We start from the raw sequence: 18,684 nt of genomic DNA, 5'->3' as shown, positions 1-18,684 counted from the left end.
TTAGTTATTAAATGGATTATTATTTTTTTGCAATCGAGTTAGTCTCCGTTCTAAATAACCTAAATCATATGTATATCTGTTCAATGTATCTTCAATGGCATCCATTACTATACTTGATATTCGCCACTCAACTCTTTTTCCAATTTTTCAATACATTCGAATTGCTTCTATAATCTCGCTTTTATTAATCATCCGATACACAGGTCTAATGTAAAATAATCATAGGTTTTCTAAAACTTCAATTTTCTTAAGGTCTTTATTATTATTCTTTGTTCTTCTATAACCGTCTTTTAATGCTCTTTTATAAACATTAAGGTAATCTTCAACTGATAGTAAACGATATGATACCCCATCATCATACATTTCTTTTAAATCTTCATAGTTCACACCAGCAAAGGGCTTTAAGTCTTCTTCAAATGAATATCCAATTTCAACCTTCCCGTTTACAAATTTATGTTCGTGTAAATCTACCAATGTGTAGCCTAGCTCTTCCATTGTCTCCTTTAATGTCTGCCACTCATTTTTTATAAATCTCAAAGGAACTAGTATATCTATGTCCTGTGGGGAAAATTCTACTTCAATTACTTTCTCAAGCCCTAAAGAACCATATAAAACGGGAGCTATCTTTAATTTCTGGTTCAATTTCCTGGAGACATTTAAGAATTCTGTATAAAGATAGTCGCTTTTCAAATACCACACCTCCAACCTACAATAATCATTCGCTGCTTATTCAAGAAAACTGCCCTTTACATCAATAAGAAGAGGCCACCATAATCCATTTCCTCTTTCCTCTGTTTCCCCTGAATCCCTTTTATTTATCCTTTCTTGACTACAGTTTTGGGTCTAATATTGATATTAGTGAGCATTAAATATAAAGTTCTCTTTAATAAAACCACTTAATTTGAACAGAATTCTTGAAATCACTCTTCAACTATCCTGCCCGAATGCTTAATACCAATTATTTCAAAATCGGGTGATTAACTCAATCTTTTATTCCATTAAAAAAGACACTTACCTTATTACAGATAAGCGCCCGATTCTTGAATAAAGGACTAAATTAATTCTTTCAGATGAATTTTTGCATCATAGGGAATAATTTCTTCTCCTTTTTCCACTCTATGAAGAAAATTTGGATTGGCAAGTAACGGACGTCCAAAAGCAGCGATATCAACCGTTCCTTCTGCTATTGCTTGTTCAGCTGTTTCAGCATTTAAATCTCCGACTCCGACAATAATTCCATCCCAATATTTACGGACGAGCTGATGCATTGTTTTTCCATCGGCAATTGTTTTGGTAAATTCCATGGTTGACGGATGAATCATTGTCATACCAACCTCTTTATAAGCTTCAATAAAAGTTTGAATAGCTTCTTCCGGATCTTCCCACATGTAATCCGGCTGGTCAATTTTTAACGCTGAAAATCGAATAAGTGTACGATTAGCTCCCACTGCATTAATAACTTCCTTTAAGACTTCTTTCATAAATGTTAGTCTGCCTGCAAGATCTCCTCCGTATCTATCTTTCCGGTGATTGGAAACATCTGAATTAAATTGATCAATTAAATAGCCGTGGGCACCGTGCACTTCAACTCCGTCAAAACCTGCTTCAATCGCATTTATTGCAGCTTGTGCATATTGGCCAATGACTTCTTTAATATCGTCGATACTCATTTCTTCAGGTATATCAAAAGGTTTTCCAAATCGTGATACTTTTCCTTCTGCTCGTATAGCTGATGGTGCCTGTGGTGGTAGATTGCCAGCAATCTCATGATGACTCGCTCTTCCAACATGCCAAATTTGTGCGATGATCGTTCCACCTTCTCGATGCACAGCTTCTGTTACCTTTTTCCACGCATTAATTTGTTCTTGAGTATACAGCCCCGGAACGCCTGGATTACCTTTTGCGCGAGGACTAATGACAATGCCTTCAGTAATAATCAGACCAATTCCATCCGCTGCACGTCGACGGTAATATTCCACGACATCTTCACCAACTACTCCTGTTTGAACATCAGCAAAACAGCGTGTCATTGGTGCCATGGCTGTTCTTGTACGCAACTTCCACCCACCTATGGTTACAGGTTCAAAAAGCTTACTGATCATCGTATGTTCCATTATGCTTTCCTCCTGATTATTTCTTATTTATTTTCAACAGCTAACTTTAAGTAATAGCTATGTTATCTAGGATAAAGATATTTAGTAAATATTACAAATTATATACTCACTCAAAAAAGCTAGTACTCAGTTTAAAAAATGTTTTAGAAAGAAAGATACTGATGTTGTAAGATTTTTACATTTGCTTTTTGTGTATGTTTCATCCGATCTTTAGGAGTCATTTGTTTACTTATATAACGCCAGATTCTCTTATCTAACTTATGATCATATTTATTTATATACCTACCGTATAATCATTGTTTAGTCATAAGCGCTATTCCATTATCTTGACCTTAACATTAAGAAAGAGCACAATTCTTGCTCCAGAATAGCGCCCGTTTGCTTAATAACGATCTCTTTGATTTTCTTTACTTTTATAAACATATAGCGAAATTCCTTTACCTGCCAGAGGTTCATCTCTTGGGATGAGTAACAAGATAGTAGTTGTGCAACTAACGCCACCCGGTAGTTCAACTATCGTTTTCGTTTAACAAAATAATTGCGATGCCCTTACGTCTTCAAGAATACCAGTCCCTTATGTTTAACAAGTATGGATGTATCTTTAGTCTGGGCTGCGAGCGATGAAGACGAATTCTAGTCCAGGGCGATCTGGTGCATCTCGAATATCCTCGACAGGTAAGTTTGCGGTCAATAAAGTGTCAATAATCTCGGACTTACTCCGGAACCTCAATGTCGAATCTGAGGTCAGTACCGTCCCTGTCCTCTGAAAAACGAATGTTTGACGGAACGAAACTAGCGGCAGTTGCACATCGAGAAGATCCACCCACTTCTCTACCTTTCCGATTTTAGGTGCTTCAATCACCTGATAGGACTGCTCACGATTCCAGTCCTTCCACGCTTCCTTTGAAGGGTCACGAACCTCGAATACTAGCCGTCCACCCGGTCGAATAACACTACGACATTCACGAAGTGTTGACATCCACTCTTCGTCAGTTACAAAGACTTGGGCGACGTTTCCAGTCATCATGATTAGATCCACTTGCACTCCAGCGAGCATCGCAGCTGTTCCATGAAGCCATCTGACCCGATCTGCATACGACTTACGGCTTGCGACTTTGAGCGAGGCTGCGGCTGGATCGACCCCAATGACTTCCTTACCAAGTGCAGCAAGTCGGCAGGCAAGGATGCCGGTTCCACAACCAATGTCAATTACGGATTGAGCACCGAATTCGTCTGTCATTGCAACATACGGGTCAAGATCTAGACGTTCTGACGAATCAAACAAATCGTAAATATCTGCAAGCCTTGGCTCTTCAAATATCCTGTCAGCCATGTCTATGTTTCCTCCTTGATACCTTTTTATCTCTTCTGCCATGGTAAAGCCATCTCAAATGAACTGATCCCCATGCTTTTGGGTTTTCAATTTCTAAAAAAGGATTTTCATTTAAATTTCTATTTAATTTAAGTACCCCTTTCGGTTTATAGGGGCATTGCGTGTTTATTGGGAAAATAATGCTATCCCCTCATATTTGTGCCCATATAAATTCTTGCTATTTTTCATTGACACCGACTCCTTTTTATCACATAAATAAAAATATTCTATATTTCCTAAATAAATCCCTTTAAATGACCTACATCTTAGTTTAAATACAATTTTTCACAATCTCGTCTAAATTCCAAAATAAATATCCATTTATTATAAAAGTGAGTTACTCAATAATCTGGCCCGATTGCTGAATAAAAAGTTGAATCCACTCTTCAATTAAACTGCCCTTTACTTCAATAAGAAGAGGCGACACTTTTTTTAAGCAATCGCCCTCTTTAGCTTAATAAGGATTTCACTTTTGCTTCTCATTTAACTGCTTCAACCAATCAATAAACCACACGTGAGGTAACTTTACTTTTGAAAGATCTAATTTCTGCAATTCTTCTAATGAGTATGTATTTACTAAAAACAAATCCCATTGACATTCAATATCTCTTGCTATGTTGAAAGCCATTGAATCATTCTCATCTAATTCGGTACCTTCATCATTATCGAATACCATTGTTAAGTTATCGCACCAATTAACAAAATCATATTGTGAAAAACTGTTTTCTTTACTACACAGGGTTTCTAATAATGTCTTTAAGTTTCCAACTGTATATGGAATATTTATGCTCGTCTCATTACAATTCCAATCCATTTAAGAATCCCTTCATTTATATATATTGACTATAAGTTTATTTTACATCCTGTCATATTCTTTGATAAAGGAGACGATCACAATATGCTGCAATCGCCCCCGATTGCGGAATATCACTTTTTGTTGTCTTATCGAAGAAAAGCGCCCAATTATTGAGGAAACTTGGTCTCGTATGATTTACTCATTAGACACACAACCATTGTATTGCAACTGAGGAAGCCTCCTGTCCATTCGCGAACAGGAGGCTTTGTTTGTTGGTGAAGCGGAAGTCTGTTTGTTATTACTGCGGCTGCTCCCCTGGGACATTCACATTGAAATTAACCCCAAACTTGTCCTTTACCATCCCGTACAAGGGGCTAAAATCCGTCTTATGAAGGGGTATAACGACTTGTCCGCCATCTTCCAAAGCGGCGAAGATTTCCCTCGCTATTGCCTCTTCTTTGGGATGGATTGCAATCTGAATCGTATTCCCTGGCTGATAAGGCATGCCTGCAAACGTATCGGAGAACATGAGATCCGCGTCGCCGACTTTCAAGTGTGCATGCATAACGCGATCCTTCATGTCATCCGTCAACGGATGATTCGGGTCAGCCGGCATATCTCCGTAAGTCATGATACCCATCACTTTCCCGCCAAGCGCTTTCTCGTAAAAATGGACCGCTTCTCTCGTGTTACCGTCAAAAAACAAATACGGGTTCAAACTAATTGACATCATTCAACAACTCCTTTGGAATAATGTGGACAACCTCATACATGATACATCAAAATTGAGCTTGCGCAAACTGGACTAACCCACTTGATGGATAACTGTTCCAATTCTAAATAATCCTTATTCGATTAAATGGCCCGATTGTGGAATAACGATCAAATTCGATTACTCCGTTAAACTGCCCTTTACCTTAATAAGAAGAGGCGACACTTGGTTAAGCAATCGCCCCCTATAATGGAATAACGAGCGCAATCCAATACTTTAGAATTGCGCCCTATAGCGGAATATACAAATTATTCTCGCTCCTTTGGCCAAGAGCCTTGTTGTTTACGAATTAATACAATTTGCCCTGTATGGTATACGTTGTGCAAAATTTGACGAGCCAGCCCCCCAACATGTTCCTCTTCCAGCTGACTGTCATTAATTTGTGCTAGTGATTTACGCAAATTTTCACAAATTTGGCGTGTTTCTGCCAAGACTGCCTCCCATTTTTCAGAATCTGCTGGGTCCCCGATATCTCCAAATGTATTCTCTGCCAAGATTGCCTTCCATTTAGAATCTGCTGGGTCCCCGATATCTCCAAATGTAGCCTCGTTATTAGATGCCTTTTTTCTAGGCGTTGTGTCATTGATTTGTCTAACAAGTAGGGCGTTGTAATAATTTAGATGGTTCATAGTTTGCAAAATTGTATTCCCTCCTCCAGGGGGTTGCCAGCTTGCATCTGTGGAATTTAAACCCTCAAGAGCAGATTCTAAAGGTAAAAACCAGGTCTCAGTATCCCAACTAAAGTCAAATTCCATGCGAAAAATATCCATTAGTTCTAGGTTCATTTGATTTTCTCCCCTCACCTTAAATTATTAAAATTTAGATATAAGGAATAGCTAAAACATTATCACAGGGGCCGGTCGGTTTCTCAAAACAAGATAACACACTTCCTTCACTCCTTTATTTTTATTTTTTTTGATTGGTTTAATAATAAAACAACTCCCCTGACAAACCCAGTCAGTGAAGATGTTATTCTACAATCTGGCCTTTTTGTGGATTAAAGAATCCTGCCCTTTAATGGATACCTTACAAATTCAAGATGAACTATCTAATTTCCTTTCTTACGCTAGAAGCTGGCCATTCTTTTGTGGAGTATGAACAAAAAGAAAAACCGGGTAAATTAATACAGGAGTTTACTCAAACTTTATTCCAAGCGATCAATCTTCTTTATAAAGTATCAGACTTTATTCAAAATCCACATTTAGAATTTTGATAAAATGTCTATTATGAATACACTTAAAATGTACAAAAACAAATCCCTTTGTTATGCAGTTTTTATTGTGAATTTTAAATTGTCTATTAAATAGTAGAAGATTTTTTTGTATTGGGGGTCCTACCAACAAAACGCGGAAAACATACGCTAAGCAAATTTCGACTTAGAAAAAGCCGATTTTCCCTACGCTAAGGACTAAAACAAGTTCGCCATGCTCGAACCTGTTACGATCATCTAGCCGGTGAACTTGGTGTGAAGGTTACTGAGGTACTATTATATTTCCGGTTGGTTAGGATCTGCGATAGCTACTTGTTATTTTGACAAAGGATGGATTACAAAAGCAGTATTCGACGACAATAAAAACAGTCGCAGAGTACCGGCGTTCATGCCGTGCCCTACGACCTTTTTGGCGCGTATCGGGTCGAGAAACTTAGTTCATTGGGCTTCCTCGTCGGCCGAGGGACCGTAGATGCCCGGCACCGGAATATCGAGAAGCCGCAAATATACTCCCAGCTGCGCCCGGTGGTGGACCATGTGGCTTAATCCGAAGGTGCGGAGCGCGATCGCCCGCGGCTCGCTGAGGATGATATGGTTGCCGTGGCGCAGCGTCCATTCCTCGCCGAGCGTTTTCTCGTCGCATTCGGCGAGCAGCTTTTCAAACTTGCCGACGTTCGCGTCGAACTCCTCCAGAACGTCAGCGCGTTTTTCCAAAGGCTCCCGCCGCAACGGCACGGTCGAAAGATCGAACTCAGGGTACTGAAAAATCGCGATTTGCCAGTTCAGCAGGTTGATCAGGTGCGTGGCCAGCCCGCCGAGCGTCATCGATTTCTCGTGCGGCTTCCACAACATATGCTCCTCGGGCAAGCGTTCCAGAATGCGGCGCGTAGTGGCCAGTTCATGCGTTGCATCGCCGACGATCAGTTGTTTGACCATAAATTACTCTCCTTCCATTTTTTCATCTCATAACATTTCTCGGTATTGTCGAATTTATTTATAGTCGTAACAAAAGCAGATAGGTAGTCCGCCCGAAAATCCGAAAAGGCAGAGGAAATCACCCTTATTGTTCTGTTTTGAAGTCCGATCGACAGCTGCCGGCTGCTTTTTTCGTTCGTATTTTAATTTCATACAATAGAAGGCTCATAGGGTTAACCTTGATGCTTCTATTTTTATAGACTGAGGACTCTATAAGCCGTAACCCTTTGGTTCTTCAGCCTTTGTTATGCTGATTCTGCACGTATTCTTCGTATTCAATCTTGAATTCACGCGCCTGCTTGAAGTCAACGGAACTGAAAGAGAGGGCCTCAACGACATCCTCCTTGTGCGTTTCGAGTAAAGCGATGATTTCAGGCTGACGGGGAACCCGAAACTGCGTGTGATCATGAAACACAATAGTGACTAAGGTACCTAAAGGCTCTTCATTCATAGAAAAAATGGTGCTCCACATCCAACGTTGTCTGTCTTCCATGTTGCCCCACTCTCTTGAAATGCCGAAATCGCCTGGCAATCTAGGTTCCGCACGCAATCCTGCCTTATTAAGCTCTTTATGAACAGATAAAAACAGCAGATGCAAATACGTCCCGTACGCCCTATCGCCTGCCTCATTATATGCTTGCATCAACTTATCCCGGTTATTCTCGAAGAGGCTTTGCCAGTTTTCCGCGATATGGTCCTCAATGTACTGAGCGATCGTGGCAATGCTACTTTCTTTCCTTTCCTGAAGAAACTCTTTTAACGGTTTGGTCTCATTCATTGTTAATCCCCTCCCAAATGTTCTTCATTCAGTGACAACAGCATCTTTCGAATCCATTTTAACAAATAATACCAACTTTGCAATTATTTTTTATGAATGAACAATTGGTTTAAATGGAATAAAGAAAGACTATTTGTTCCTTCTGATAGCTTTCTATATAATGAAGCTCTAGACACATTTGTAATTTCACAAATTTGATTAACCGTCATATTTCCTTCTTTATAGGGATACCGTCAGGAAAATGCGGATATACAACGATAAGGAAATTCCAATACTAAAAAACTCAGCTTCTCCGTAAATTAATAGGAGAAATTTACTTCATTAAAGAGCCCGTTTGCGGAACAACTTTATCTACGTGATTACATATTTCACTGGCGGTATGTCAAAATCCATCAATTATTGGCCCGATAACTATTAATTACCCTTAATTTATTTGATTTGCTGCGCCAACTCTAAAATAATTTCCTCTGGCCCACGACAGTAGCATAACTTATATCTTTCTTCATAGTTTTGTATCTCACTAAAGATTTCCATACCTTTCTTTTTCAATTTGGCAACAACGGCTTCAATATCTTCAACAGCAAATGCAATATGCCGGATACCCAGGGTATTTGCAAAAGGTTGCTGAATATCTTTTTCATCTGACGGCGTATAAAAATTGATTAGCTCTATCCATGCCTGACCGTCTGGCGTCCCCAATCCTACACATGCTACTTTAACGTCATTAAGCCCAACTACCTGATCCATCAACTCTCCTTCCATTTCCCATTCCCCTTGCACCTCAAGGCCAAAACCGAGAAAAAACTCTTTAGCGGCAGAGAGATCATTTACTGATCTATTCTATGGATCTTCAAATCTCATATCCCCTATGTTCCTGTTATTTTGCAATATCCTGTATTCCTGATAAGTTTGTTTGTATTTCTAATTTGCTAAAAACAGAAAATATCCTTCTTCAACAAACTGGTCCGATTGCTGAACAAGAAAAGCAAATTTCTATTTTTACTATACCGTTAGTCGTTCGACTAATTTCACTGATATTTCTTCCTGAGAAATATTTTTATTATTGATTGCCCGAAGAAATAATTTTCTTCCCATCTCCACTAAAGGTATTTCAATTGTAGTGATATTCATTATTTTAGCTATAGGCTGATTATCAAATCCTATAATTGCCAGTTCATGCGGTATTGAAATTCGTTTTTCCTTACTGCATGTAACAATTCCTGCAGCTACTTGGTCATTAGAAACCAATAAAGCAGAGGGAGGATTATTCATATTTATTAATCTTTGAACAATCTCCTCCCCGTTTTCGAAATCATAACAATCAGAGAAAATATATTCTGATTCAAAAGGTTCGTTGATTTTATTCAGAAAATCCCTGTAGGCTAATATTCTTTGTTCACCGTTGAATCCCGTTCTTCTCCCTACACATATGCCAACCTTTCTATGACCTTTAAAATGCAAATACTCTAACGCTTTGGAGAAACTTTTATAATGATCCATAAAGATTGAAGATACTTTTTTATCTCTTGTATCTTCACAAAAGATTATCGGACCATAGTCTAAATAAGCATCTATAGTGTCCCATTGACAAATTCTAGAACAAATGATTAAAGCATCTATTTGCTTTTGTTTTAACATATCTAACGCTTCAATTTCCCTAAATTCCTCATAATTAGTTTGGAAAAGAACAAGCTTATAGTTATTATTCAATGCTTCATTCGCTATTCCCTCGACTATCAAAGCAAAAAATGGATGATTTGAAAATGGAATAGCAATACCTATAAGGAAGGTTTTCCCTTTACTCAAATGGACAGCATTTATATTTTTTTCATATTTGCTTACCTCAATGGCACGCAAAACGGCTTCCCTTTTTTCAAAGCTTACATATGGATGATTATTTATCACACGGGATACGGTTGTAACTGAGACTCCGGCCATCTTTGCTATATCCTTAATGTTTGCCATATTTTACTTTCTCCTCTCAAAATTTATGCCTTGCTCTGAAACGGTTTCCATAATTTAAGCTGTTGTTAAAAAGAAAAATGAGGAGGAAACTTGTATGGTCTTTTTGTTAGGCATACTGTGCTTAATTTTCTTGTGTACTTCTATTATAATATTAGCATCTTTTCCTATTTCACTATGTGAAAAAAAGACATTTGAAGAAAAGAAAAATGATCCTTTTGGCTATTTATTCGATATTTATGAGTAATAAATGCCTAAGGGTGTTAGTGTATATCACAACTATTAATGGAGTATTTACCAAAAAGCATGTAGCCAAATAAATTTGAAGTTAATAACCAAATTTGCATTCACAAAAAAACTAAATAGGGGAAAGAGGAATAAAAATGAGCAATAAACAAGTAACTCTTCATGCATTTGAAACAGAAAATATAAAGGAATTACATCGCTGGTTGAACGACTCTGTTTCCATTTCAATGGTAGGAAGAACACCATTGACTTTTGAACAAACTGTAAATCATGTGGAGAAAAAACGACAAAACGGAGACCTTTTGTTAGCTATTAAAAATGAAGAAAAACGGCTCATCGGATGGATTTTTCTTCGAAATATAGAACTTGAACATGGTAGAGCAAGTATCGGTATCTTGTTAGCCCCTGAAGCTCGTGGCCAAGGTTATGGAAAACCTGCTATGGAGCAAATGATTGACATTGGTTTCAAGCAACTGCGTCTAAATAAAATTTATTTAACAACAAGGGGAGTTAACGAACAAGCAATTAGTTTGTATAAAAAGATTGGATTTATTGTAGAAGGACAGTTAAGGAAGCATGCTTTTTTTGAGGGAAACTTCTATGATACGTATTTTATGGGAGTATTAGCTTCAGAATGGGGTGGCAAAATTAATCAAGAGGGGTATCGTCAGGAAAATGCGGATTTACAACATTAAGGAAATTCCCATATTAAAAAGCCCAATTTCTCAATTTCTCAGCATTAAAATTGAGAAATTGGTTTTTTTTCAATACTCTACAAACGCGCCCGATTGCTGAATATCGATTTTACTCAGAATATAGTAAAAAGACTTCCGTTAAAGCCCCCGATTATTAAATAATGGTCGTCAAGTAAGCTAATAAATATATCGGTGAGTCTCATATTCTCCATATTTAATTTCAGTCATATATTCCTCTCCACCATTTTTATCACTTAGGACAGAGCTTATTTCTTCACAGATGATGTTGTAATGGGCTTTTATTCAGAAATCCTACATTTCGTTGGATGGTCTATTATTGGTGATAAGTCGCCATCTAACACCCTATCATTTATAGGCAATCACGTTTTGCTGCAATCGCCCCCGATTGTTGAAGATCATTTATTTTGTCTTATCGAAGAATAGCGCCCTTTAATTGAATTTTACATATTCCTAAAAAGATATATCCCAAATCCAAGGGTATCTCTGCCCCATTTCAGATATGTACTTCTCCAAGTCCGGATCTTTTGTAACATTGCATCGCAATCTGGATCATCAGGATGTTCGTAGCAATAATTCTCAATGGACATAGCATAAAGCCACTCGTATTCATCCCATTCATCGTCGTTAGTAGTGTAAGACCAGAGTGGAATTAGGCCTAGTTTTTCGCCAACCTTCACATTCTCGAAGTGGCTTAGTAATTCGGATTCTTCCGCTCCTCCGAGCGCCTCCAAATATTCGTTACTTGGCTGCTGCTTCCAGTAGCCTTCACCGATGAGCACATATCCACCCTTTTTTACACACTTCCTCAGCGTATCCAACGTTTCATGCAATCCGCCTAATGCGTGAGTTGAACCAATACAAATCGCTACATCAAACTGCTCATTTATTGTGTTAATTGCTACTTTAGCATCTTCTGTAATGATTTCAATATTATTTAAAACCCCTCTATTTTTAGCATTTATTTGAAGTTGTTCTGTGAAATCACCATATTTCTCGATAGCAATACATTTAGATTTGTACCTTTCAATAATCCGAAGAAGAATTTCACCTTTCCCAGCACCTATATCAATTACTTTGTCATTATCTTTTAAAGCAAGTAACTCAATAACTTTGTCTATTTTTGATGGATTAATCGGATTATAAAAAGTATGGCTTTGATGGGCTATTGCTGAATATCTGTTTCTATCCATAATACCTCCAGAGACTTATTTTATTTCCCTCTATCATATTGTAAAAGTAAGGGAAAGGGGAAGCTTATTCGATTATCTGGCCCGATTGTTGAACAAAAAGTTGAATCCACTCTTCAATTAAACTCCCCGATTGCTTAATACCAATTATTTAAAAATCAGATGATTAACTCAATCTTTTTTCCATTAAACAGGACGCTTACCTTTACAGATAAGCGCCATTTCATGGAAGATTAATCATGAATATTCCATGCTGAACAGATATTCAAGAAAAACCCTCGATTGTGAAATATCATTTAAGTTGTCTTATTGAAGAAAAACACCCGTAGCCATCCATGCAGCAGAAATATTGTCGCTGCACCAGAGAGAATGAAAATATGTTGAACTTGTCCATACTGGTTTTTAATCCAGTCAACCCAATCCATAGTTTAATGATTTTGCGGCGGAATTATAGAAGTTTATTTTCATGGTAGCTGAATAAGAATTAAATTTAAAAGTCGCTATTTTCAATCAAGATTTGATTGTGAATATGGTGTTCCATATGCCCAAGATAATCTTGTATAAGCCACTCCAGTGTTTTATGTTGATTATTTCCTATGTCACAAAGGTTGGATAGCTTTTCGTTAGGAACATTCTTAACAATATTAACAATTTGCTTATTTAACGTCTGAAAAAGGTTTACTATTTCATCAAGTGTTCTATCTTGATAATTCTGAACCGTTACCCATTGGTCTTGATTATACGATTGAATAACATAAACTTGTTCTTCATATTGAATTTTTATAAACCTCTCAATATTATTTATCGCAGAGTCACATAGATGTCCTAAAATTTCTTTTTTTGACCATTTATTTGGTAATGGCCGATTTGAAATTTCTTCTTCAGACATAGAGTTGTACTCTTCTGGTAATGTTTTTATCCAATGACTTATTCCCTCAGCTACCTTTTGCATTTTTCTACTCCTCCTAAATTTCTTATAAATCCACTATTCGGCTTCCTCCCTTAAAATCCCTTTTTTAAACAATCCTGCGGCGTTAGCATAATAAGAAAAAAGAGCTGCGGATTCATTCAGTGATCTACCACTCTTGCACCCGCACCTTCTCTCCATTTTAAATAAACTTAGAAGCAGCTAAAGAAGCAAGCTTATTTTAATTTAATCGATAACTCCTCCCTTTTTGGAGAGGTATTTTATTTATTAATTCTTTAAAGTGTCAATTGTGTTAATTTCCTTTAATAACTTTTCCCAATCTTACATCTTTTGTTTTGTCCTTGAATAATGTGTTAAAAAGGATTTAAGGGGCGGTTATTAATGGATATCCCTGTTAATGGTTTCTTGTATCATTCAGATGATTCAGACCCAATGCATTCCCATAAACTCTTTATAACATCATGGGATGGAATGCCGGTTCATACCCACGAATTTAAAGGCATTACATCTTTTGATGACGGACACAGTCATCAATATGCTGGAACTACTGAACCTGCACCAAGTGGAATCCAACATACACACAGATATTTTACTTTTACATCTATTGATAACAGACATAGACATCAAATACGCGGTATAACTGGACCAGCAATTCCTGTTCAGAATGGTGGTCATTATCATGAATTTAGTGGGGTAACCACTGTCGATGGAATTACACCACATAGACACAGATATAGCGGAAGAACAAGTCTATAACATAAATTTCTTAACTCACCGATAAGGTGAGTTTTTATTATTCAGGGAATCAATTACTCTTCTGCACACTAAAAAAGCTGAGCTATTAAACATCGAAATATATTAATCATTTTCCTTACAAATAGGACATTCTTAAAAAACTAAATTTCATCGCTATTCAGTAAAAAAGCGAGCCTCCAAAATTGAAGAATGCCCCTCTTTATAGAAGATGGATAAAACTCCTCTTGCTGCACTTTGAGAAGAGTTAACTTAAAAGTGTTATAGGCAATTAAAGGAGTTGAAGATTATCTCTCGCACTCCTTTATTATTTTCGATTTATATGTTTCATTTTCAACTAATCCGCACCTTTACTTTAATAAGTAATAACTTTATTCCTTATTAAAGTAAAGCACGCTTTAGCTTAAGAAGAAGGTCTTACATTAATTTTGATACTAAATCATAGTATGGAAATGGGGGATCCAATTTTCTATAAAAAGGAGATGTTTTTTTGCAGCCTTACTATTTTTATCGGGTTAACAACTGGGGACATATTTTAAATTTGTTACACAAAAGTTTATATGCTGAAGAAATGGTATGTGCTATGAGCTCTGAACTTTTCCATATACCAAAAACCAAAAATTTAAAAGGGAATCGCGAGATGCATAATCATCTAGTGCCTGCTTCCTATCATCGCGTTACAGCAGTAGGTTCATCTCAGAGACTAGTAAATGGTGAGCAGCAGCAATCCATTGTAGAAACACTGGTGGCTTGTATAAAAAATGCAGAAAACCAGGATAAAAAGGTAAGTGAAGGATTAATAACTATGGAGGAAAATGCAAGTCCTGAGTTCAAAACGTTTATTAAAGTGATTATCAAGTGGCAAGAACAAGCAGAATCCTATTTAAAACAAGCAAAAGAATCTTTGCGAACTATGGGAGTTTCGGTTCCTGCTGAAAGTGATCAGCAGAATGGAGATGACAATTTTTATTAAAATATTATCAGGTTGGTTCTAGCAACCAACCTCTTTTTGTATGGAAGAATCGCTTTTTTTATTGAGCTTACGCTGCAGGTTAGTTTAATAAGAAATTTCTGTCAGAGAAAAACAAGGGATTACCTTAAAATTTCGGTCAGAGCACTTTCGAGCATTGTGAGAAATAAAAAGCATGTGACGGACGATCAAATTGTAAGAGTTTGTAAATTATTTGATGTCGATACAGATGATTTGAAGGAGTAATTCTTCAATAAATGTCACTAAAAAATATGAGGTGAGAATGAAGGACAAAAAAAGCCAACATCATTTGTTGACTCGTTTTCACTTTCATTCACAGGTTCATGTCTTCTTCCCCCAACATTGCCACTGGACGAAAAACCTCGTAGTGTATATGTTCTTTCGGAACTTCCCATTCATTTAAGGCTTTAATTATCGCTTCCATAAACGGAATTGAACCGCAGAAATAAAAATCAGCTTCTTTTGTAGGAAGTAAGGATTGCAGGAAGTTCAAGTCAATATGACCTTCTTTATCATAATTTTTTGCTTTTTTATCCTCTACAGTTGGTGAATTATAACAAACATATGACTTTAAGTAATCAAAGTTGTTTTCTAATTCCTTCACATGTTCTCTAAAAGCATGTGTTTTGCTGTTACTTGTAGCATGAATGAACGTAACTTGACGTGATAGTTTTTCTTCTGCGATTGTATTTAACATGCTTAATAAAGGAGTAATTCCAATTCCTCCACTAATCAGCACAATTGGTACATTATCTTTGCGGATAACAAAATCACCAGCAGGTGCGGAAAATTGCAGTGTATCACCAGATTGAATCTGATCATGCAGATAGTTTGAAACAATTCCATCTGGAGAATTTCCATGCTCATCTTCACGCTTAACGCTGATGCGATAGTAATCTTTACCAGGTGCCTCAGATAGGCTGTAATGACGAATATGCGTGTATTGCTCTCCAGGGATTTCTGCCCTGATCGTAAGATATTGACCAGCTTTATACGAAGATATTGCTTCTCCATCTTTGGACTTTAAATAAAATGATGTGACCTCATCACTTTCCTTTACTTTTTTATCTACATAAAAAGTCCGATATCCTTCCCAACCTCCTGGTTGTTGTTCTGATTCTTCATAAAGTTTTTTCTCCAGACTAATAAAAGCGTCTGATATATATCCATATGCTTTACCCCACGCTTCAATAATTTCATCTGTTGCATTATCACCAAGAACATCTTTTACTGCTTGAAGTAACGTTTCACCTACAACTGGATATTGTTCAGGTTTTATTCCAATGGCACGGTGTTTTTGAGAAATCCTTTCAATTACTGGTTTAATAGCATCCAGATTTGTAATGTATTCTCCAGCTGCATAAACGGCATATCCTAATGCTTCCTGCTGAAGACCTCTTTTTTGATTCGTTTGGTTGAAGATGTTAAGTAAGTCTGGAGCTTTTTCAAATAATAGCTTGTAAAATCTTTTTCCTATTTCTTTACTATTCTCTTTTAAAACAGGGGCGGTTGATTGTACAATATTAATGGTTTTATCATCAAGCATATTAATGCACCCTTCTATGTTTAATTTTCTCGGATTTTACTAACATGCCCAAACGATTTTACCAATAAACAACAATTCTGCCGATTTTACCTCACAACAGAACAAGTTAAAGCTTGCCTTCACTGCCTTTTAACTTCGGCTAAAGGTATATAAAATCATTATTTTCGTTAAAAACGCACTTTTTAATATTACCAGCTGGTGAACCATCTTCAAAAGAGAGTAAAATTCCAAATTGCTTCTTTCTTAATCCGTAGATTAAGATATTTTTATACTGATAGTCAATGACTTTAAGCCAGTTCCTATTTATACAGTCCTGATCTATCTATTTTGTTTTACTTTGGCATGTCATTCACTTCATAAGCAACCCGTATTCCGGATTCAATTGCGCCTTGCATCCAACCGTGGATAAGAGTAGTATGTTCACCGGCAAAGTGCACTCTTCCTTCAGGTATAGCAATATAAGGATATAGATCGGTTTCCTGACCCGTTTCAAAAGCCGTGAAAGCACCAGAAGAATATGGATTATCTATCCAGCTAAAGGAAGTTCCTGATACAAACTCAGAATAGACTTGGTCTCCGTATATTTCAGCTAAGTTCTTTAAAGCATAGCGAATGCGATCTTCGTTTGATAGCCCGTTCCAAGTTAAAGCCTCGTCCGCCCATGTATAGCTTGCCAAAACCACAGCAGGTCCTTTTGTACCAATCCCTTGACTTGGGTAATAAGTGAATCGAATCGGCAGGTCTGTTATGGATTTACCGCCATATTGATCATGCCTTTCCCAAAACCTGCTTTTAAACTCGATACCGATTTTTATTGCGCCTATATAGTTCAGTTCCCGAATCGCTCTCCGTTTGTAATAGGAAAAAGAATGGTATGGTTCAATTTCCACAAATCGCAACACTGAAAAGGGAATGGTTATGATGGCAAGATCACCCGTTATGGTGGAGTGCTCTAAGGTGTCCTGATGGGTGGAATGGATAGTTACTCTGTTGTTATGTTGGACAATTTTCGTCATCCTTTGAGAGAATGCAATGTCTTCTTTTAATTGCGGAAGAAATGCCCTTGGCAGCAGATCCATGCCGCCGGTTATCTCATAGAAACGATTTGCGCTAAAGGACATTTCTTCTCGCAAAGCTTCAACAAATGACATTCCCATAAATGCTTCTAAGTCAAGAAGTACACCGATCATATCAATTGCTCCAGCTGAAAAAGTCGTTCCATATTGATAATGGTAAGATTTTAAGAAAGAACCCAGCGAATAGTCTTCAAATTCTTTTTCTACGAGTTGCCAATTTCTAGTTGGGTTTTGGTTAATGAAATCGATAATTGGCTGTATAGCTAATTTCCACAGATCCTCTGCACTTTTACCACGTTCATTCGGAGCAATGGGAAAGTTTAAAATACTTGGATTACGTTCAAATATAGTAAGACGTGTTTTGATTCCATTTACATAAAGAATATCCAATGGAGTTCGGTTAATAAAAGGGTTTACGGTTAGCCCGAATTTATTAATATACTCTAATGTCAAAAAATGACTATGAGGAATACGCATTGCGCCTGCGTTAAAATAAAGCCCATCGCTAAAGGGGGATCGTATGGTAAAGACACGTCCGCCAACCCTATTGCTGGCTTCAAGAATTGCAACGTTGTGCCCTGCCTCCTTCAATAGAGATGCCGTAACCAGTCCTGCTAGTCCTGCGCCGACAATAGTAATTTGTTTGGGAACTTGCGACTTTTTAAGACCATTTCTAATAATGTTAATCATTTGTTGCGTCGATAATTGATAATTTATGTTTTTAGGCATCTCTTCATCCCCAGTGAAATAGATTTATTCCATTGTATTCACCGGAATAGATGCCTATGAATTCTTACTATTTATGTATAAACCCTAACAAGGAACAGCTTCTTCGAATTACTCATGAGTATAATTGGGCTAATCATGGTATTCAAAGCTCCTTGGATGGCAGCCTGGTTTACGACTGATGCAGAAGCGATTCGAGTGGTTGCCATTACTTTGCGAATCGATGCTTTTATCCCAACTTGCCTTGGCGATTGGACTCGTTTTAGCAGGCGCCCTGCAGGCGGCTGGTGATACTAAGGGCACGATGTATAGACGGCTGTTGGGATGTGGTTATAGGGTTGTAGGAATCTATATTTTAGGAATCTATTCTCATATGGGGATTGCAGAAATATGGATCGCCATTGCATTAGATATTCACAATACGTGCGATATTCCTAACTTGGAAATATAGAACCTTTTTTAGACGCTGAATAAGAAAGACATTGAAGAGCAGGGATATTTGGTATCAAAGTGAAAAAATTTTGAGCTGTAAATAA

The 18,684-nt window shown here is 37.3% G+C and carries 18 protein-coding genes and 2 pseudogenes; 5 read left to right on the top strand and 15 right to left on the bottom strand.

The genetic code is table 11. The features are described 5' to 3' along the window. Positions 1–219: 219 nt before the first annotated feature. The 6 genes from K8L98_RS11510 to K8L98_RS11485 form a co-directional block, all read right to left on the bottom strand. A complete protein-coding gene (locus K8L98_RS11510) occupies positions 220–690 on the bottom strand; it encodes a hypothetical protein (protein WP_223442570.1) in 471 nt (156 codons plus the stop codon). A 362-nt stretch (positions 691–1,052) separates the two neighbouring features. Continuing rightward, the gene (locus tag K8L98_RS11505; protein ID WP_420828845.1) at positions 1,053–2,114 is read right to left on the bottom strand and encodes an alkene reductase; all 1,062 of its coding nucleotides are present in this window, start codon (positions 2,112–2,114) and stop codon (positions 1,053–1,055) included. 601 nt (positions 2,115–2,715) lie between these two features. Further along, the gene (locus K8L98_RS11500; protein WP_223442568.1) at positions 2,716–3,447 is read right to left on the bottom strand and encodes a class I SAM-dependent methyltransferase; all 732 of its coding nucleotides are present in this window, start codon (positions 3,445–3,447) and stop codon (positions 2,716–2,718) included. A 505-nt stretch (positions 3,448–3,952) separates the two neighbouring features. Continuing rightward, positions 3,953–4,300: a hypothetical protein gene (locus tag K8L98_RS11495; RefSeq protein WP_223442566.1), complete on the bottom strand. Its 348-nt coding sequence runs from the start codon at positions 4,298–4,300 to the stop codon at positions 3,953–3,955. Positions 4,301–4,580: 280 nt separating this feature from the next. Then, positions 4,581–5,012: a VOC family protein gene (locus tag K8L98_RS11490; protein ID WP_223443336.1), complete on the bottom strand. Its 432-nt coding sequence runs from the start codon at positions 5,010–5,012 to the stop codon at positions 4,581–4,583. Positions 5,013–5,302: 290 nt separating this feature from the next. After that, positions 5,303–5,839, bottom strand: coding sequence for a DinB family protein (locus tag K8L98_RS11485; protein WP_223442563.1), 537 nt, complete (start codon positions 5,837–5,839; stop codon positions 5,303–5,305). A 623-nt stretch (positions 5,840–6,462) separates the two neighbouring features. Here K8L98_RS11485 and K8L98_RS11480 point away from each other — a divergent pair. Beyond that, a pseudogene (locus tag K8L98_RS11480) lies at positions 6,463–6,607 on the top strand (transcriptional regulator); the annotation flags it as partial. 95 nt (positions 6,608–6,702) lie between these two features. On the opposite strand, the gene K8L98_RS11475 reads toward K8L98_RS11480, so the two are convergent. The 5 genes and pseudogenes from K8L98_RS11475 to K8L98_RS11455 all read right to left on the bottom strand — a co-directional run bounded on the left by K8L98_RS11475 (position 6,703) and on the right by K8L98_RS11455 (position 9,982). Further along, on the bottom strand, positions 6,703–7,200 hold the full coding sequence (locus K8L98_RS11475) for a DinB family protein (protein WP_223442560.1): 498 nt from the start codon (positions 7,198–7,200) through the stop codon (positions 6,703–6,705). A gap of 274 nt (positions 7,201–7,474) precedes the next feature. Continuing rightward, positions 7,475–8,017 (bottom strand): DUF6022 family protein, encoded by a 543-nt coding sequence (locus K8L98_RS11470; RefSeq protein ID WP_223442557.1) that lies wholly within the window; start codon positions 8,015–8,017, stop codon positions 7,475–7,477. Positions 8,018–8,100: 83 nt separating this feature from the next. Further along, a pseudogene (locus tag K8L98_RS11465) lies at positions 8,101–8,241 on the bottom strand (helix-turn-helix domain-containing protein); the annotation flags it as partial. A gap of 205 nt (positions 8,242–8,446) precedes the next feature. After that, positions 8,447–8,797, bottom strand: a complete 351-nt coding sequence (locus K8L98_RS11460; RefSeq protein ID WP_223442554.1) for a VOC family protein — start codon at positions 8,795–8,797, stop codon at positions 8,447–8,449. A gap of 222 nt (positions 8,798–9,019) precedes the next feature. Continuing rightward, a complete protein-coding gene (locus tag K8L98_RS11455) occupies positions 9,020–9,982 on the bottom strand; it encodes a LacI family DNA-binding transcriptional regulator (RefSeq protein WP_223442550.1) in 963 nt (320 codons plus the stop codon). Positions 9,983–10,362: 380 nt separating this feature from the next. Between K8L98_RS11455 and K8L98_RS11450 the strand changes: the two genes are divergently transcribed. Then, on the top strand, positions 10,363–10,920 hold the full coding sequence (locus tag K8L98_RS11450) for a GNAT family N-acetyltransferase (protein ID WP_223442547.1): 558 nt from the start codon (positions 10,363–10,365) through the stop codon (positions 10,918–10,920). 461 nt (positions 10,921–11,381) lie between these two features. Here the strand turns inward: K8L98_RS11450 and K8L98_RS11445 are convergent, their stop codons facing one another. Beyond that, positions 11,382–12,131: an SAM-dependent methyltransferase gene (locus tag K8L98_RS11445; protein WP_223442544.1), complete on the bottom strand. Its 750-nt coding sequence runs from the start codon at positions 12,129–12,131 to the stop codon at positions 11,382–11,384. Positions 12,132–12,618: 487 nt separating this feature from the next. Next, positions 12,619–13,080 carry a DinB family protein gene (locus K8L98_RS11440; protein ID WP_223442540.1) on the bottom strand — a complete coding sequence of 154 codons (462 nt, stop codon included), beginning with the start codon at positions 13,078–13,080 and terminating at the stop codon, positions 12,619–12,621. 357 nt (positions 13,081–13,437) lie between these two features. Here K8L98_RS11440 and K8L98_RS11435 point away from each other — a divergent pair, with 357 nt between their 5' ends. Together K8L98_RS11435 and K8L98_RS11430 are read left to right on the top strand one after the other, a co-directional pair. Then, complete coding sequence (locus K8L98_RS11435) at positions 13,438–13,812, top strand: YmaF family protein (protein ID WP_223442537.1); 375 nt, start codon at positions 13,438–13,440, stop codon at positions 13,810–13,812. A gap of 487 nt (positions 13,813–14,299) precedes the next feature. Continuing rightward, positions 14,300–14,782 carry a hypothetical protein gene (locus K8L98_RS11430; RefSeq protein WP_223442533.1) on the top strand — a complete coding sequence of 161 codons (483 nt, stop codon included), beginning with the start codon at positions 14,300–14,302 and terminating at the stop codon, positions 14,780–14,782. Positions 14,783–15,113: 331 nt separating this feature from the next. Here the strand turns inward: K8L98_RS11430 and hmpA are convergent, their stop codons facing one another. Beyond that, positions 15,114–16,346: an NO-inducible flavohemoprotein gene (gene hmpA / locus K8L98_RS11425; RefSeq protein WP_223442530.1), complete on the bottom strand. Its 1,233-nt coding sequence runs from the start codon at positions 16,344–16,346 to the stop codon at positions 15,114–15,116. A gap of 332 nt (positions 16,347–16,678) precedes the next feature. Beyond that, positions 16,679–18,151: a flavin monoamine oxidase family protein gene (locus tag K8L98_RS11420; RefSeq protein WP_223442529.1), complete on the bottom strand. Its 1,473-nt coding sequence runs from the start codon at positions 18,149–18,151 to the stop codon at positions 16,679–16,681. A 199-nt stretch (positions 18,152–18,350) separates the two neighbouring features. On the opposite strand from K8L98_RS11420, the gene K8L98_RS11415 reads away from it, so the two are divergent. Continuing rightward, positions 18,351–18,599, top strand: a complete 249-nt coding sequence (locus tag K8L98_RS11415) for a hypothetical protein (RefSeq protein WP_223442528.1) — start codon at positions 18,351–18,353, stop codon at positions 18,597–18,599. The last annotated feature ends 85 nt before the right edge of the window (positions 18,600–18,684 follow it).

The organism is Metabacillus dongyingensis, assembly GCF_019933155.2.
Lineage (GTDB): Bacteria > Bacillota > Bacilli > Bacillales > Bacillaceae > Bacillus_P > Bacillus_P dongyingensis.
This window is presented reverse-complemented; position numbering and strand designations above follow the sequence as displayed.

Excerpts from the sequence above, each read along its gene's own strand:
- K8L98_RS11440 (WP_223442540.1), bottom strand. The coding sequence starts at position 13,080 with ATGCAAAAGGTAGCTGAGGGAATAAGTCATTGGATAAAAACATTACCA.
- K8L98_RS11470 (WP_223442557.1), bottom strand. The coding sequence starts at position 8,017 with ATGAATGAGACCAAACCGTTAAAAGAGTTTCTTCAGGAAAGGAAAGAA.
- K8L98_RS11490 (WP_223443336.1), bottom strand. The coding sequence starts at position 5,012 with ATGTCAATTAGTTTGAACCCGTATTTGTTTTTTGACGGTAACACGAGA.
- K8L98_RS11485 (WP_223442563.1), bottom strand. The coding sequence starts at position 5,839 with ATGAACCTAGAACTAATGGATATTTTTCGCATGGAATTTGACTTTAGT.
- hmpA (WP_223442530.1), bottom strand. The coding sequence starts at position 16,346 with ATGCTTGATGATAAAACCATTAATATTGTACAATCAACCGCCCCTGTT.
- K8L98_RS11435 (WP_223442537.1), top strand. The coding sequence starts at position 13,438 with ATGGATATCCCTGTTAATGGTTTCTTGTATCATTCAGATGATTCAGAC.
- K8L98_RS11475 (WP_223442560.1), bottom strand. The coding sequence starts at position 7,200 with ATGGTCAAACAACTGATCGTCGGCGATGCAACGCATGAACTGGCCACT.
- K8L98_RS11500 (WP_223442568.1), bottom strand. The coding sequence starts at position 3,447 with ATGGCTGACAGGATATTTGAAGAGCCAAGGCTTGCAGATATTTACGAT.
- K8L98_RS11495 (WP_223442566.1), bottom strand. The coding sequence starts at position 4,300 with ATGGATTGGAATTGTAATGAGACGAGCATAAATATTCCATATACAGTT.
- K8L98_RS11450 (WP_223442547.1), top strand. The coding sequence starts at position 10,363 with ATGAGCAATAAACAAGTAACTCTTCATGCATTTGAAACAGAAAATATA.
- K8L98_RS11420 (WP_223442529.1), bottom strand. The coding sequence starts at position 18,151 with ATGCCTAAAAACATAAATTATCAATTATCGACGCAACAAATGATTAAC.
- K8L98_RS11505 (WP_420828845.1), bottom strand. The coding sequence starts at position 2,114 with ATGGAACATACGATGATCAGTAAGCTTTTTGAACCTGTAACCATAGGT.
- K8L98_RS11455 (WP_223442550.1), bottom strand. The coding sequence starts at position 9,982 with ATGGCAAACATTAAGGATATAGCAAAGATGGCCGGAGTCTCAGTTACA.
- K8L98_RS11445 (WP_223442544.1), bottom strand. The coding sequence starts at position 12,131 with ATGGATAGAAACAGATATTCAGCAATAGCCCATCAAAGCCATACTTTT.